Here is a 15,684-nt window from a genome sequence, read left to right as displayed (position 1 = left end):
CAATTCCTCTTAGTTATTCTCTTTTTTCTCTTGTGTCCCGCAAATAATGGTTTCTAACTTCTCAAAGAGACGTAATAAATCTTCTCTTTCTTGCAACTCTAAATGTGAAAAGTATTTTGCAATATGCTCGTTACGAGCTGTCATTGCCTCTTCTACTCTAGCTTTCCCCTTTTTTGTTAACTCGATGATGACAACGCGACGGTCATCTTTGTCGTGATAGCGTTCTACAAGTTCTTGATCGATTAGACGATCAATCATCACTGTAATCGCGCTAGGCTTCACATACATCTTTTTCGCTAATGTTGTCGCTCTTGAAGCCCCATAATGATCTAAAATCTTTAAAATATAAAACTGCGGTGGTGTAAGTCCTGTCGCTTGCATTTGTTCTAATAACTCCGTCTGCATTTTCTTTCCAATCGAAAAGGCAAGAGCTTGAATTTTATCGATATGCGTCATATCATTTGGCATGTTATCCACCTCTTATTTAAACAATAAAATATTTAATGTATTTAAATATTAATCCCACGAACAAAATCCGTCAATACTTTTATTCATAAAAACGTTTACATTTTTGTCACAAAGTTGTATAATTTTCGACGAAGTTAATATTGACAGTCACGGAGAAACGGAGTACACGGCTATGAATCATAAAAAAGGAAACTTTTTTATATTTCATGGCCTTTTTATGTTCTCTGTCTTAAAACGCTTCGAATTAATTAGGGGAGGATTTTCATTTTATGTTTTTCACACAATTATTTAAACCTGCGCCCCACGCGGAACGCTTACCAGCTGATCGCGTTGATAGCGAATACCGTAAATTACGTTTACAAGTATTCTTAGGTATCTTCATCGGTTATGCAGGTTACTACTTTGTTCGAAAAAACTTTTCACTAGCAATGCCATACTTAATCGAGCAAGGCTTTAGTAAAGGGGAACTTGGGGTTATCCTTTCAGCAGTTTCTATCGCTTACGGATTAAGTAAATTTCTTATGGGTATCGTATCCGATCGTTGTAATCCTCGCTACTTTTTAGCAGCTGGGCTATTTTTATCAGGTATCATTAATATTATTTTCGGCTCATTTTCTTTCATTACAACGAGCATTATACTTATGTTTGTACTTCAGTTTTTAAATGGATGGGTACAAGGTATGGGATGGCCTCCTTGTGGTCGTACGATGGTTCACTGGTTCTCTATTAGCGAACGTGGTACAAAAATGTCTATTTGGAACGTCGCTCATAATGTTGGCGGAGCGCTTATGCCTTCACTTGTAACATTAGGCTTATACTTCTTCGCAGATGACTGGAAAAGTATTTTTTACTTCCCAGGTATTCTTTCAATTTTAGTTGGTATTTATGTATTAATTACGATGAAAGATACGCCTCAATCTTGTGGACTACCTTCTATTGAAGAACATACTGGAGAATATCCACCAGATGAAAAAGTAAAAGACCGCGAACGCGAGCTTTCAGTAAAGGAAATTTTATTTAAATACGTATTAAACAATAAGTTTTTATGGTACATCGCTATTGCGAACGTTTTCGTATATTTCGTACGTTACGGCGTTGTAGACTGGGCTCCTACTTATTTAGTAGAAGAAAAAAGCTTTACTCATAGTAGCTCACGTACTGCTTACGCTCTATATGAATGGGCTGGTATTCCAGGTACACTTCTTTGCGGATGGATGAGTGATAAACTATTTAAAGGACGTCGTGCACCTGCTGGTATTTTATTTATGGTTGGTGTATTTATCGCAGTTCTTGTTTACTGGTTAAACCCTCCTGGTAATCCAATGGTTGATAGTATCGCACTTGTCGCAATTGGATTTTTAATTTACGGACCGGTTATGTTAATTGGTCTACACGCTCTAGATTTAGCACCAAAGAAAGCTGCTGGAACTGCAGCAGGCTTAACTGGATTCTTCGGTTACTTAGGCGGAGCTGCTTTCGCTAGTGCAGCTATGGGCTTTATCGTAGATGCATTCGGTTGGGATGGCGGATTCATCTTATTACTTGCATCTTGCGTACTTGCAATGTTCTTCCTTGCTCTTACTTTAAAGACAGGGTCAGTAAAATCAAAACAAGCTTAAATAATATATAACAAGCATAAAAATAGCTCTTAGCATTTACATACATGCTAAGAGCTATTTTTTATTTTCATTGCTGTTCCTACTAATGATAACAACCAATTCCTTCCCTACTATAAGATTAAAAGATTTGATGAAACACCTTTATTAAAACAGCTAACGTAACAGATGCAGCAAATCCCCCTAAACAAATAAGACTGACACCTTGGCTATATGACAAATTTTGAAATGATTTCATTGCTTCCATCCTCCCTATCTCCCCTTTGATACTTTTATTTTACCAATGGGAAAAATTTCATAACATCGATTTCTCTAACAACTAACTTACAAATTTGTAAGTTAACATCTTTTCAACTTATATATCTAGTATTTCCACAAATAAGAGTCATTTATACATAAAAAAAGACCTCAGTTATACTAAGGTCTTCGTTACATTCTATTTCATTTTACAATCATCACTGGACATTTCACACGCTTTGCTATTTTATGACTTACACTTCCCAGCACCATTTCTTGCAGTGTATTGAGCCCTCTACTTCCAGCAATGACAAGATCTATATCTCCTGTATTTACATATTGAACAATTGTATCTCCAGGATCACCATGTAATATCGTAATTGTATAAGAAATGTTCTCTTTCTTTAATAAACCTTCAATCTCTTTTAATTTATCTTTTCGACTAGCCGATATTGTTTCTAAATCTGTTTGACCTTGTATAATATCTGATTTTGCCGTTCTATTATCTACTACGTACACAACTTCAACATTTGTTTCTTCGCTACATTTCGCAATATAGGTTGCATGCTCCGCTGCTCGAAGTGCATGTTCAGAACCGTCACATGCTAATATAATTTGTTTGTACATATGCTGAATCCCCTTTTCGTTATCCTATTCGTATTATATAATAAAGCCCCCTAAAAAGGAGGCTTTTAACTAGCAATTCTTTTATTATAAGTAGCTAAATTTGCAACAAGTTTTGAACTACGTTCATTTAATCCTGTTATACTTACTTTCACACCACTTTGTTCATACTTCATGATAACTTTATCAATTGATGCCACTGCCGAATCATCCCATACGTGCGCATGAGTAAAGTTCATTTCGATTTCTTTTACATCTTCATTAAATGAAAAATTATTTATAAAGTCGGCTGTAGATGCAAAAAAAAGTTGACCGTGAATTTCGTATATTTTCTTATTTTCAATATATAAATGTTTCACGTGAATCTTTGCCATATTGAATGCAAATAAAACCGCGCTAATTACTGTTCCGATAATTACACCTAATGCTAAATTATGTGTAATTAGGACAATCACAACTGTTACGATCATAACAAATGCGTTTCCTTTTGGTACTTTATGAATTGTTGTTACAGAGTTCCAATCAAACGTTCCGATTGAAACCATAATCATAACTGCAACTAAAGCTGCCATCGGAATATGAACGACATAATCTCCTAAAACAAATAGTAATACGATTAAAAATCCGCCCGCTACAAATGTTGATAGGCGACCTCGTCCACCTGATTTAATATTAATAACAGATTGACCGATCATTGCACAACCTGCCATTCCTCCGAAGAAACCAGCAACAATGTTTGCGATCCCTTGACCGCGTACCTCTTTATGCTTATTACTTTCCGTATGCGTCATATCATCTAAAACTGAAGCTGTTAATAATGATTCTAGTAAACCGATAATTGCAAGCATAACTGCATACGGTAAAATAATCCCTAATGTCTCAACTGTAAAAGGCACGTCAGGAATGCTAAAGAATGGTAATTCTTTCGGCAAGCTCCCATATCCCCTACTGTTTTCAACTGTAATCCGCTCATAAGTGCAATACTCGTCACAATAATAATGGAAATCAGTGTAGACGGAACAGCCGTCGTAACACGTGGAAATACATATATAATTACAAGACCTAATGCGACAAGTGCATACATTTGCCAATTTGCATTTTTAAAATGCGGTAATTGCGCTGTAAAAACTAAAATTCCAAGGGCATTTAAAAAACCACTCATAACTGACTTAGGGACAAACTTCATAAATGAACTCAGTTTGAACACGCCAAAAATAATTTGGACAATACCTGTTAATATTGTTGTAGCAAATAAATATTGCAAACCATGATCTTTAACGAGCGTCACCATTAATAATGCCATTGCACCTGTTGCAGCTGAAATCATCCCAGTTCTTCCGCCAACAAATGAAATGGTAACTGCAATACAAAAGGCTGCGTATAACCCAACGGTCGGATCCACACCAGCGATAACAGAGAAGGCTATCGCTTCAGGAATTAATGCTAAAGCAACGACAATTCCTGATAACACGTCCCCTCTCACATTAGAAAACCAATCATTTTTTATCGTTTGAAACAAAATACCACTCCTCTACTCCTTTATCATTTGATTTTCTCCATAAGAAAATCAACCGACTGCACGAAAGCTATTATATAACGAGTAGAAGATTTTTTACTATGTAAAAGTTTCCTAAAGAAAAAGACGCTATATCAGTAGCGTCTTTGCTCATTTCATTAATGTCCACCATGTCCTTGACCACTTTCCTGAACAATTTCTAACCTCTCATCTAGTATTCCTTGTGTTTCAAATGAAATATCACTCGTACTTCCTAATAAGAAGCCATGATTATATGGTCCAAGTGTTGGATCATCTTTAAACTTCGGCTGAATAGTAGCAAGGAAGTCATACACTGGTTGTGAAGCTTTCCCTTCTTCTAACAAGACAACAGGTGCGTGTTTACCCATATGTGAAAAAGGTGCCCCAGCAACTGCTAAATCTGGTGTTTTGCTTGAAACAAATGACACACCGTGACCAGGTTTTGTGAATCCCCAGCCAAATTTTGTTTTTTCATCTTTAAATTTAGCGAACGCAATCGAGTTTTCTGTAGGGGTCTCTCCACTAATACGCGTTACTTTCCCGTATTTGCTTAACTCTTTTTCTACTTCTTTTGAAACAATTTTTTCTGGCCCTAATACATATATATTTGCTTTATCTTTTCTCATTTTTAATGCCTCTATTGTCGCTTCTGGCACTTTATTCTTTTTTGTATAGAGTAGTGGTTCCGGCATATGAGAAATCCAGTTTACAGCGGGTATTGTATATAAACGTCCTTCTTCTGCAGACGAACCGATAATAACACTATTTGGGTAGCTTCCTGTTATATCGGCATACTCCTTATCAACATCTTTCGCAAATATAGCTGGGTCCGTTTCTTTTATTTGTTTTACTTTATAACCTTTTAATTGTTCAAGCGCGCTAGTACCTACATCCCCCATCACCATAATTTGTGTTCCATCTTTCGTTCCGATTGGATTTAATCGTTTTATTTCTTTTAACGTCATTTCCGGTATCTTTTCTTTTTCTATAAATAAAATCGGTCCGTTATTCGGATGATGAATAAAGTCTGCACTCGCAATACCTAATTGCCACTCGCTTGCTGGTACTAAAATAACAGCACCTGGCTGGTTCTCTTTATGGGTTGCTGGCCATATCGTTTGCGAAGTTAACACTGCCATTTGCAGGGGATCATTTGTATTTAACCTCGTCACATTTTTTAAACTTGTCGTTAATAAATTATTCGATGCCCCTTCGTTCATTTCTTTTGGCTCGGTTACTTCCTGATTCATTTTCATTTCCTTTTGCTCTGTTTTCTTCTCTTTTGTAGATTCATGGTTTTTATGGTCTGTATTCGTTTGTCCGCATGCAGCAAGACCAACTGCTGTAATTATTGTTATCCCAAAAATTCGGGTCATTTTTTTCACTATACCGCCTCCGTATTAATCATTTTTGAGCCAATATGATTACCTAAAATGTAATTTCAACTCCACAATAACAAGCAATTCTGAAGAAATTATGCAGACACATCATAATCTGCACCATTTCTTCATGATTTTGCATTACACTTTAAGTAACGATTATAAATATGGAGGGCTCTCTATGATTGATATACTGCTCGTAGACGATGAACCGAGAATGCTTGAATTATTAACGCTTTATCTTACCCCAATTGGATATAACTGCGTATGTGCGACTTCAGGAGAAGAGGCTATTTTACATATAGAAAATCGAAACTTTAAATTTGTTTTACTCGATATTATGATGCCAAAGATGGACGGATGGGAAACGTGCAAAAAAATCCGATCTTTTAGTAACATTCCTATTATTATGGTTACAGCTCGTGATCAAACAGTAGATGTCGTTCAAGGATTAAAACTTGGAGCCGATGATTACGTAACGAAACCTTTCCATGAAGAAGAACTTTTCGCAAGAATTGAAGCCGTTTTAAGACGTACAAATGAACATAAACAAATCCAATATCACGGTATTGTATGGGATGAAACAAAACACTTCGTTTCTGTCCATAGTGAAGAACTCCTTCTCACACCAATTGAATTTTCTTTACTCGGATTATTTTTACGCCATGTGAACTACGTATTAAACCGTGATCAGCTCATCGAACGAATTTGGGGATTAAACACAAATACAGAAGATCGCACAGTCGATTCGCATATTCGTAATTTACGTGATAAATTGCGAAAAGCAAATTTCCCTATTGATCATCATTTAAAAACCGTGTATGGAGTAGGTTATCGATGGGTTGATACTGAACAGTAAGGAGCAAAACGATGAAACGAATTTCAATTCAATTCGGATTTTATTTTTTAATTGTTACACTTTTAATTGAAAGTGTTCTCTTTATTTTGCTCTATTATAGTCTTGTAAACACTAGAGTAAATGAAGAAATGATAGCTTTATTAAAGCGAGGAAATAGTCATCGAGATGTACTTGAAAAATATTACGATGAGCAAACCATCTCTCACGTAGCATTAATGGAATCTGAAGCTGAAACAACTGTCGTTATTACAAATACAAATAAAGAAGTGCTAGCTAAATCTAACGAAATAAACACGACTATAAACGATCATATTAGTAAAATGCAAACTCGAACAGACCATAACGGAGCGATTATAGAAAATCATTGGAAAACATCTAATTATATATGTACAGTTAGCCCCATTGTAGTAGATGGAAAACATGAAGGCTATGTGTACATGTTTCTTGGAACAGAATCAATTGAAGAGCTGGTTAATGGGTTAACGAAACAATTCATTATTGCCGGTATCATCACATTTCTACTAACAGTCATCACCATTTTTCTATTATCTCGATTATTAACAAAACCATTGTTACACATGAAACATGCCACTGAAAAAATGAGTAAAGGTGATTTGTCCGTTTCATTAACAACTACTCGAAATGATGAAATTGGTGAACTAGCATCATCTATTCAGACGCTCGCAAATGATCTACATTATATGAAAACAGAGCGAAGTGAATTTCTAGCAAGTGTTGCTCACGAATTACGAACACCGTTAACATACGTAAGAGGTTATGCAGACATTGCATTAAAAGAAAGCACCTCTCCTGAGCAACGTTTACGATATTTATCTATTATAAAAGATGAGTCTGATTACATTACAAACTTAGTTCAAGATTTATTTTCACTTGCACAAATGGAACAACATAACTTTTCTATTCAAGTAAAGGAAGTGCATTTACACACCTTCTTTACTCGCATAGCTGAAAAAGTAAACGCCATGTATAAAGAAAGATATATTAAGGTTTCTTTCTCTTGTCCTCCTACACTGCTAGTAAACTTAGATGAACAACGATTTGAACAAGTTATAGTAAACATTTTAAATAACGCTTATAGACATTCAAAAGAACATTCTCATATAAACATTTCTATTACAGAAGAACATAAACGTATCTCCATTACAATTGAAGATGAAGGCGAAGGTATTCCACCTGAAGACCTCCCTCACATTTTTGACCGCTTTTACCGTGTCGATAAAGCAAGAACACGATCTACAGGCGGAACTGGTTTAGGGCTATCTATCGTAAAAGAAATTGTAGAACTACACGACGGAAATATTACTGTAACGAGCGAAGTCGATTACGGGTCTTGCTTTATCATTTCATTGCCATCTATAAAGAAACACGACTACCATCAGTAGTCGTGTTTCTTTATCATTTTACTTTATAATATAAATTTACAAATTGCCCAAAACGTTTCGTATCCGTTAAAGTTAAATTAATTTCCGGATTCTTATCTTGAAATAACGGAACTCCAGAACCTAATATGTGAGGGGTAATCGTGACAACATATTCATCAATTAGATTATTCTTAAAGAATTCTCTCAGTAGATTCCCTCCACCGACCATCCATATTTTAGATCCTTCTTGCGATTTTAACCTTTTTGTAAACTCTACTACATCTTCATTTACAAACTCCACGTTTCCGTTTGAACCTTTTTCTGAATTAGAAAAAACATAACATTTTTTATCTAAGTACGGGAATGTTTCTGTATGCTCTACTACATAATCGTACGTTCTTTTTCCCATAATTATTGTATCAATCGTTTCGTACATTTCTGTATAACCGTTATCTCCCTCCCCTTCGGTTTCCATTAACCACTGTAAATCATCATCTTCTTTCGCAATATATCCATCTAAGCTCGCCGCAATAAATAAAACTATTTCACGTGACATATTTTTTCCTCCTTACATCTCATCTTGATAACATTATGCTGTAAACAATATACTAACAATAAAACAAGACAATTTATGTCATGTTTAAAAAGAAAAAAGGTGATACATTTGTCAAAAGCTAAACGCTTATTAGATATTCTTATATTTGCTTCTGCGAAAAAAGCATTTACAGCGCAAGAAATAGCTGATGAATTTAATATTTCTGTTCGTACTGTCCATAGATACATTTTAGATTTAAGTGATATGGGATTACCCATTTACGCTGAACAAGGTCGCAACGGAGGATATAAAGTATTAACGAATAGAGTAATTCCACCTATTTTATTTACCGAAGAAGAAGCAGTCTCCATCTTTTTTGCCTTTCAATCTTTAAGCTACTACAGAGACTTGCCTTTTAACACAGAAATAAATTCCGTTACACATAAACTATATAGCTCCCTACAACATGATGCGAAAGCTAAAGTTGACAAAATACGTTCTTATATCGCCTTTTGGAATCCGAAAAGAACAATTGAGACACCACTTTTAAACGAAGTGTTAACAGCGGCTATTGAAAATAAAAATTTACACTTTCAATACGAATCTAAATCGGGGATCAAAACAAAACACGTTCATCCTATCGGTGTATATGCGCATGATGGTTTATGGTATTTACCTGCTTATGATTTTAATGTAGAAAAAACATTACTGTATCGCGTCGATCGTATTCTTTCTATATTATCAACGGAAGAAAATGAAGATACATTCATGAATTTAGAAGAGTGGTTTGCCTCTAACTCTCACGTAGTACATAATCCTACTCAGTTACATGTTTTACTGTCAACAGAAGGCGTACGCCAATGTAAAAGCGTGCCTTACCTTGAAGAATTCGTTGTAACAAACGAAAACGGGACAGGATATATACATTCAACAATTGATAAAGGAGAAATCAATTTTATTACTCCTTTATTTTATAGACTCGGAAAAGATGCAAAAGTTTTAGAACCGATAGAATTGATAGATGGTTTACGTATGCGTGCAAAAGAAGTTTTACATATGTATGAAGACTAAGAAGCTGCTAAATATAAGCAGCTTTTTGTGTATTTGTTCCTATCGTTTTGACTGTTGACGAATATCAATCCACCAACGATATGACGCATTCATATTTTCAGTACTTCCATTCCCTCTGTAATGGAAAGCATCCAAAAAGATTGAATCTAGTTTATCTTCATCTACAAAGTAACCTAAGTTAATTTTTACCGTTTCTCCTGGTCGGATACTGCCAATATTGTAGAAGCTTTTCCCATCTCCGTGAGGCTCTAAATAATCAACTTCTCCCGTCATAATACGCGTTGCATCCATTCCCTCTTCTTTAGCGTATTTCCATGCATTCCCTTCAAATTTAAGCTGCTTTATGGATGGATGCATATAGATTTCTTCTGTCGCCTGTTTACCAATATTTCTCACTGTTGTTGTCAAGTAGACAAATTTAACATTAACTAATTGCGAATCTACTAATGTATCAATTGAATCTTTACCATTCCCTAATTTATATACATCCCGTCTGTACGATAGCAGTTTTCCCGTCTGATCTAAAGCCTTCTTCTTGCTTAATATCCCTAGGCCAAGTTCATTAAAGTTCTCTTGTTTAAAATCTTTAATCGAATCAAAAACTTCAACTTTTTCTATCATATATTCAATTTGGCTGTTATCCATAGATATCGTTACTGGAACCTTTTGCCCTATATGAAATAGTCGTTTGCTATCTTTTTTCAAAGGAATCACTTTAGATTTTTTAGGTTCATCTGCTTGGCTAAAATACTTTTTATCATAATTTGATATATGTGATGCCTTTTCTTTTGACGTGGGCTCAAGTGAAATATTCCCTAAGACATCTATCATTTGTTCTTCATTTATATCTGATCCAATAAAACTTTCTAACATAATCCCTTCTTTCTCAAAAAAGAGAAAGACCTTCCTATCAAACATTACATTGTTGTTTCCAGTTTCTTTATGAACAATTACTGCTTTCTTGCCACCTATCTCTTTTTCTTCGTAGCTTTTTGAATATAAAGTTTGAAAGTCCGCATTTTCCCCTACTCTCCAAAGACTAAATGAAAAGCCTCCATTTGCGTCGTTATCTTTAAATGAATATTTCATAGCAGAGTCATCAATTGCTTCCATATTTTCTGGTAATTTATCAATTTTCAGCTTATACCACTTATCAGCCTTTTTCGTGTCCTTATTTGTTACCGACACATTTACTTCATAATTTTGTTTTTGAACAATCATATTATAGACTTTTACTGCACCAAAAACGGTTGTCGGCATACCAATCAATAAGCAGGCAGCAGCGATTAACATACGATGTCTTTTACTCTTTTTCTGTGGTCGTTCGCCCTTCAGCTTCATTTCCTCCATAAACAGTTTCTTTTTGCGCGTATATGTATGTGAAAATTCATGTTGTTCTTCGGATTTATCAAAATCATCTAAAGCAATTTTTTCAGCAAGTTCATATATTTCTTTGGAGTTCTTTGAATTCGTCATGTTGTATACCTCCTATCATATTTTGGACTCGTTTTCGAGCGCGTTCAAACTGCTTGCGGACATTAGCCTCCGTAATCCCCATTACACTTGAAATTTCTTGATACGTTAAGTTATAGAAGACTTTGTACTTAAACACCTGTCTGTTAGATTCATTTAACTCTTTTAGCAATGTATCAATTTGAACCTCAGACATTTTACGTTTTTCCCACTCTTCAATATTTTCATCTACTGCTTCTATTGATTCTCTTTCATATTCTTCTAAAAATGTTTCATGTCGTTTATTTTTCCGGTAACTATCAATCGCCTTGTTTTTCGCGATCCTCAAAATATAGCGTTTAAGCTCTTGAGTAGCCAAGCTATGGAGCTTTTCCAAGTTCTTATAAAGAGTAATAAACGTCTCTTGAACCGCATCTTCAGCCTGTTGAATATTATTTAAAATAGAATAAGCTACATAATAAATTTTTTGTTCATACAACTCATATAGCTCTTCCATCTTTTCATAATCGTTGTTTGTAACTTTCATATAATTCCTCCTCTCACTCTATATAACGAATGAGCACTGTACTTTGTGACACTGCAAAATCTTTTTATAGATAAAATTTAATAATAGAATAAACAAAAGCCCAATTTCTCTATTGTAACTGAGAAATTGGGCTTTTTAATATTACAATTTTCCTGACTGTATCTCTAAGAAAAATTCTTTTACACCTTTTCAATATGCAGTATTTGCTCTATCGCTTCTTTTAACAAATTCTTTGTCTCTTCCAAGTTATGATTCTGCTTTTCTGCTGGTTGTACCATATAAAACTCAGCAAACGAACGCTCTTTATATCTTGGTACGACATGCATATGATAATGTGTTAACTCGTTAAATACTCCACCATTTTGACAAACTGTAACTCCGTCAGGTTTATATACTATCTTAATCGCTTTTGCAATAAGCTTAGAAGCATCCATAACGGATTTTGCTACAACATCATTTAATTCATCTACTTCTACAACATGTTGCTTTGGCACAATTAAAGTATGTCCTGGGTAGAAAGGCGCATGATCTAAAAAGCAAGTTACATAATCATCTTCATATATTTTATATATAATTTCCTCTCCGCCTGCTAATTTACACCCTAAACATTCCATCATATTTCCCCCTTTATTAAAAACATAAAAACGTGAGAGCCGTATTCTCACGTTTTTATGTTTCATTTTATTAGTTCAATTGTTTCCGTAACCTTTATACTATCTTTTACAGATTGAACAATCGTACAATTTTTCACTGCAAGTTGCAGCGCCTTGTCCAGCTGCTCTTCTGTAATATTTTGCGCTTTAATTTTATAGTGCAAATGAACACTTTCAACTGGCTTCGATAACGCTTCACTTCTACCAATTTCAGTTTCGATTGTAAACGTATCGTATGGAATACGTTTCTTTTCTAAAATCGTTCGAAAGACAATTGCACTACACCCTGCGATAGAAGAAACGAGTAATTGTAACGGTGAATAACCGTTTTCTTTTCCAATCGCTAATTGACCATACAATAAATCTGCTTCTATATCATCGTGTTTGATTGTTAGTTTCATTTGTTTTTTCCATCTCCACTTTCATCGGTTTCTGCCGTTTCTTACTAATATAATAATATATATAGCAGAAAATGATAAATGGAATACCACAGTATAACGCCATTCTTTGTTCAGGAATAAACGCTAAACTAATAACAACGATGCTATTTGTAATTAAAGCTAAAATTGGAACAATCGGGTATAGTGGTGTTCTATACTTTAAGTCCTCTAACTTTCCCCCGCCTTTTATATACTGACTTCTAAAGCGAAGTTGCGATAGAGCAATAATGATCCAACTTGAAACAGCCGATAAACCAGCTATCGATAATAAATACATGTATACTGTATCTTCTGCAAGGAAACTTGTGAATAGAGATAATCCAGCTACCGCAATCGTTACGACTAGCGCTGTAATTGGAATACCACGCTTATTTACTTTCTGGAAGGAAGTTGGTGCCATTCCCTCATTTGCAAGTGACCATAGTATACGCGTCGCTGCATATAATCCAGAGTTCGCTACAGATAATAACGCAGTAATAATAACGAAGTTCATAATATCAGCTGCGTATGGAATACCAATTTTATCAAATACGACTACGAATGGACTTTCAATTACGCCTGCTTCTTTCCAAGAAATTAATCCTACTAAAATTGTCATTGTTAAAATGAAGAATAACATAATGCGCCATACTGTATTACGGATCGCACGTGGAATTGTTTTTTCTGGATTTTCACTTTCTCCCGCTGCAATTCCGATTAACTCTGTTCCTTGGAATGAGAAGTTAACTGTAATCATTGTAAGTAGTACGACAGCTAGTCCATTCGGGAAAAGCCCACCATCGCTTACAAAGTTAGAGAAAAGAGGTGCTGCTTCTTTTCCGTCATATGATATAAATCCTAATAATGCACTACCACCAAGAACGACAAATGCAAGGATTGTAATTACTTTAATACTAGAAAACCAAAATTCTAATTCAGCATAACTTTTTGCCGAAATTGCGTTTGAAGCATATAAAATAACACCGAATACAAGGCACCATACCCAAACATCAACATTTGGAAACCATCTTTTCATCATTAAACCGATTGACGTTAATTCTAGCCCCACTGTTACTGCCCAGCCAAGCCAGTATAACCAGCCAATCATAAAGCCCGTTCCTGGTCCAATAAACTTCGTTGCATACTTTTGGAAAGATCCTGAAACCGGCATAGCTACCGTTAACTCTCCAAGACAAAGCATTGTTAAATACATAATAAATCCGCCTACTAAATATGAAAGGATGGCTCCCCCTGGTCCAGCCTGATTAATAGTGTAACCTGAACCTAAGAAAAAACCAGTTCCGATTACACCACCAAGTGCGATCATAAATAAATGTCTACTCTTCATCGTGCGATGTAATTTCTCATTCGTTGGTTGCTGCATCTAAATCCTCCCCCTACCAATACCCCTATATCTTGTTAAAATTTTCTGATAATAAAAATATACACGAAAGCGATTACATTTTCTATATAAAATTAAAACTTTTCTGATAAAATAATATAAAAATCGAATTATTGCAAGATTTAGATTCTATTTAGAGGAAAATAAGGAGAAACAAGGAAAAAAACTCTTACATATATTGTAAGAGTCAACGAAGTTCTAATCTTCTCGATAAAATTGATAAACTATAATTTACGATAAAGTACATACAAGCTACTAATATAAATGTTGGAATCATGTAATTCACATTTTGCCCGCTAATAATTTGAGCATTATGCATAAGCTCAGGGAGTGATATAACAACCGCTAGCGACGTATCCTTCAGCAATGAAATAAATTGACTGACAAGCGGCGGAACCATTCTCCTTAATGCTTGTGGCAAAATAATATGCCACAGCGCTTGCACATAAGTTAATCCCGAAGATCTTGCGGCTTCAACCTGCCCTTTTTCAATAGACAATAAACCACTTCTAACAATTTCAGATATCATTGCTGCCTCAAATATTGTTAAAGCAACAATTGCAGCTGTTATAATTTCTAATTTCAAGCCTGCTTCTGGAAGTGCAAAATACGTGAAAAATATAATTAACAGTAGTGGTAAGTTTCGAATCACTTCAACTATAACTCCTAATATTTGTGAGACGACAGGTATTTTCGTGTAGCGCAATATACCGATTACACTTCCAATAATAAAACTAAGTACAATTGCTATGAGCGCTACCTCTAATGTTATAAGTAATCCTTTTAATAAAAATAGAATATGATCTCCTGTAATTGCTCCCTTGAAATCCATTTACACCGCCTCCTTTGCTAAGCGTTTTTCTAAATAACGCACTAGCATACTGAGCGGAATTGTTAATATTAAATAAAACATCCCGACAAATATATAAACATCAAACGTAACAAACGTCTTCGTTGAAATTAAATCTCCTTGATACATTAAATCAGCACCAGCAATGATTCCAAGTATTGAGGAGTTTTTAACTAAATTGAGAAACTGGTTTCCTAAAGGGGGAATTACAATTTTCACAGCTTGTGGTAAGACAACATAATACATCGCCTGCACATACGTTAGCCCTGAAGAGCGAGCAGCTTCCATTTGCCCTTTCGCAACTGATAAAATACCAGCGCGAATTACTTCTGCAATAAAAGCTGCCGTATATACCGTAAGCGTAACTGTTCCTGCTACAAAACCATTTAAAGTAATTCCTATTACAGGTAAAGCAAAATAGAATATAAATGCAATTAATACGAGTGGAATATTTCTTACAAACTCCACAAAAGCTGATCCTATCCAATTTAAAATACGAATAGGTGCAATACGCATTACTGCCAAAATTACTCCTAAAATAAAACTACCTATCAATGCAATTACACTAGACATAACTGTATATTTAAATCCTTCTAAATACATATCAATGTTATTCGTTAATATAGAAAAATCAGGCACATATTCTCCCCTCT

General features: G+C 34.9%; 16 protein-coding genes and 1 pseudogene. 4 read left to right on the top strand and 13 right to left on the bottom strand.

What is annotated here, in order from left to right; genetic code table 11:
- Window positions 1-9: 9 nt before the first annotated feature.
- Window positions 10-468 carry a MarR family winged helix-turn-helix transcriptional regulator gene (locus DN407_RS03375; protein WP_001132365.1) on the bottom strand — a complete coding sequence of 153 codons (459 nt, stop codon included), beginning with the start codon at window positions 466-468 and terminating at the stop codon, window positions 10-12.
- A 269-nt stretch (window positions 469-737) separates the two neighbouring features.
- On the opposite strand from DN407_RS03375, the gene glpT reads away from it, so the two are divergent.
- The gene (glpT, locus tag DN407_RS03370; protein WP_000466383.1) at window positions 738-2,087 is read left to right on the top strand and encodes a glycerol-3-phosphate transporter; all 1,350 of its coding nucleotides are present in this window, start codon (window positions 738-740) and stop codon (window positions 2,085-2,087) included.
- 118 nt (window positions 2,088-2,205) lie between these two features.
- On the opposite strand, the gene DN407_RS03365 is transcribed toward glpT, so the two are convergent.
- From DN407_RS03365 to DN407_RS03350, 4 genes and pseudogenes are all read right to left on the bottom strand, one after another.
- Window positions 2,206-2,322 (bottom strand): DUF4027 family protein, encoded by a 117-nt coding sequence (locus DN407_RS03365; RefSeq protein WP_000834733.1) that lies wholly within the window; start codon window positions 2,320-2,322, stop codon window positions 2,206-2,208.
- Between the two features lie 203 nt (window positions 2,323-2,525).
- Entirely contained in the window at window positions 2,526-2,948 is a 423-nt protein-coding gene (locus DN407_RS03360) for a universal stress protein (protein WP_000277999.1), read from the bottom strand.
- A 65-nt stretch (window positions 2,949-3,013) separates the two neighbouring features.
- Window positions 3,014-4,464, bottom strand: a pseudogene (locus DN407_RS03355) (SulP family inorganic anion transporter).
- A gap of 155 nt (window positions 4,465-4,619) precedes the next feature.
- Window positions 4,620-5,867: a cell wall-binding repeat-containing protein gene (locus tag DN407_RS03350; RefSeq protein WP_149216010.1), complete on the bottom strand. Its 1,248-nt coding sequence runs from the start codon at window positions 5,865-5,867 to the stop codon at window positions 4,620-4,622.
- A 175-nt stretch (window positions 5,868-6,042) separates the two neighbouring features.
- Here DN407_RS03350 and DN407_RS03345 point away from each other — a divergent pair, with 175 nt between their 5' ends.
- Together DN407_RS03345 and DN407_RS03340 are read left to right on the top strand one after the other, a co-directional pair.
- Complete coding sequence (locus DN407_RS03345; protein WP_000565484.1) at window positions 6,043-6,720, top strand: response regulator transcription factor; 678 nt, start codon at window positions 6,043-6,045, stop codon at window positions 6,718-6,720.
- Window positions 6,721-6,731: 11 nt separating this feature from the next.
- The gene (locus tag DN407_RS03340) at window positions 6,732-8,123 is read left to right on the top strand and encodes a sensor histidine kinase (protein ID WP_149216009.1); all 1,392 of its coding nucleotides are present in this window, start codon (window positions 6,732-6,734) and stop codon (window positions 8,121-8,123) included.
- A gap of 13 nt (window positions 8,124-8,136) precedes the next feature.
- Here the strand turns inward: DN407_RS03340 and DN407_RS03335 are convergent, their stop codons facing one another.
- Window positions 8,137-8,658, bottom strand: coding sequence for a dihydrofolate reductase family protein (locus DN407_RS03335; RefSeq protein WP_098522108.1), 522 nt, complete (start codon window positions 8,656-8,658; stop codon window positions 8,137-8,139).
- Window positions 8,659-8,733: 75 nt separating this feature from the next.
- Between DN407_RS03335 and DN407_RS03330 the strand changes: the two genes are divergently transcribed.
- On the top strand, window positions 8,734-9,708 hold the full coding sequence (locus DN407_RS03330) for a helix-turn-helix transcriptional regulator (RefSeq protein ID WP_149216008.1): 975 nt from the start codon (window positions 8,734-8,736) through the stop codon (window positions 9,706-9,708).
- A gap of 39 nt (window positions 9,709-9,747) precedes the next feature.
- Here DN407_RS03330 and DN407_RS03325 read toward each other — a convergent pair whose 3' ends face one another.
- From DN407_RS03325 to DN407_RS03295, 7 genes are all read right to left on the bottom strand, one after another.
- On the bottom strand, window positions 9,748-11,184 hold the full coding sequence (locus DN407_RS03325) for a DUF4367 domain-containing protein (protein ID WP_149216007.1): 1,437 nt from the start codon (window positions 11,182-11,184) through the stop codon (window positions 9,748-9,750).
- A complete protein-coding gene (locus DN407_RS03320; RefSeq protein ID WP_000869268.1) occupies window positions 11,150-11,707 on the bottom strand; it encodes an RNA polymerase sigma factor in 558 nt (185 codons plus the stop codon). The genes DN407_RS03325 and DN407_RS03320 overlap by 35 nt, the downstream gene beginning before the upstream one ends.
- Before the next feature lie 179 nt (window positions 11,708-11,886).
- Window positions 11,887-12,321 carry an HIT family protein gene (locus DN407_RS03315; RefSeq protein ID WP_000388959.1) on the bottom strand — a complete coding sequence of 145 codons (435 nt, stop codon included), beginning with the start codon at window positions 12,319-12,321 and terminating at the stop codon, window positions 11,887-11,889.
- 62 nt (window positions 12,322-12,383) lie between these two features.
- A complete protein-coding gene (locus tag DN407_RS03310) occupies window positions 12,384-12,761 on the bottom strand; it encodes an OsmC family protein (RefSeq protein WP_000778818.1) in 378 nt (125 codons plus the stop codon).
- Window positions 12,736-14,163 (bottom strand): amino acid permease, encoded by a 1,428-nt coding sequence (locus DN407_RS03305; protein ID WP_149216006.1) that lies wholly within the window; start codon window positions 14,161-14,163, stop codon window positions 12,736-12,738. The genes DN407_RS03310 and DN407_RS03305 overlap by 26 nt, the downstream gene beginning before the upstream one ends.
- 205 nt (window positions 14,164-14,368) lie before the next feature.
- Window positions 14,369-15,013, bottom strand: coding sequence for an amino acid ABC transporter permease (locus DN407_RS03300; RefSeq protein ID WP_000345955.1), 645 nt, complete (start codon window positions 15,011-15,013; stop codon window positions 14,369-14,371).
- Complete coding sequence (locus DN407_RS03295) at window positions 15,014-15,670, bottom strand: amino acid ABC transporter permease (protein WP_001112667.1); 657 nt, start codon at window positions 15,668-15,670, stop codon at window positions 15,014-15,016. It abuts the gene before it with no gap.
- Between the last annotated feature and the right edge of the window lie 14 nt (window positions 15,671-15,684).

Source organism: Bacillus sp. JAS24-2 (assembly GCF_008274905.1).
Taxonomy (GTDB): domain Bacteria; phylum Bacillota; class Bacilli; order Bacillales; family Bacillaceae_G; genus Bacillus_A; species Bacillus_A cereus.
Note: the sequence above shows the minus strand (reverse complement) of the source record. Positions and strands in the feature narration are given on the sequence as shown.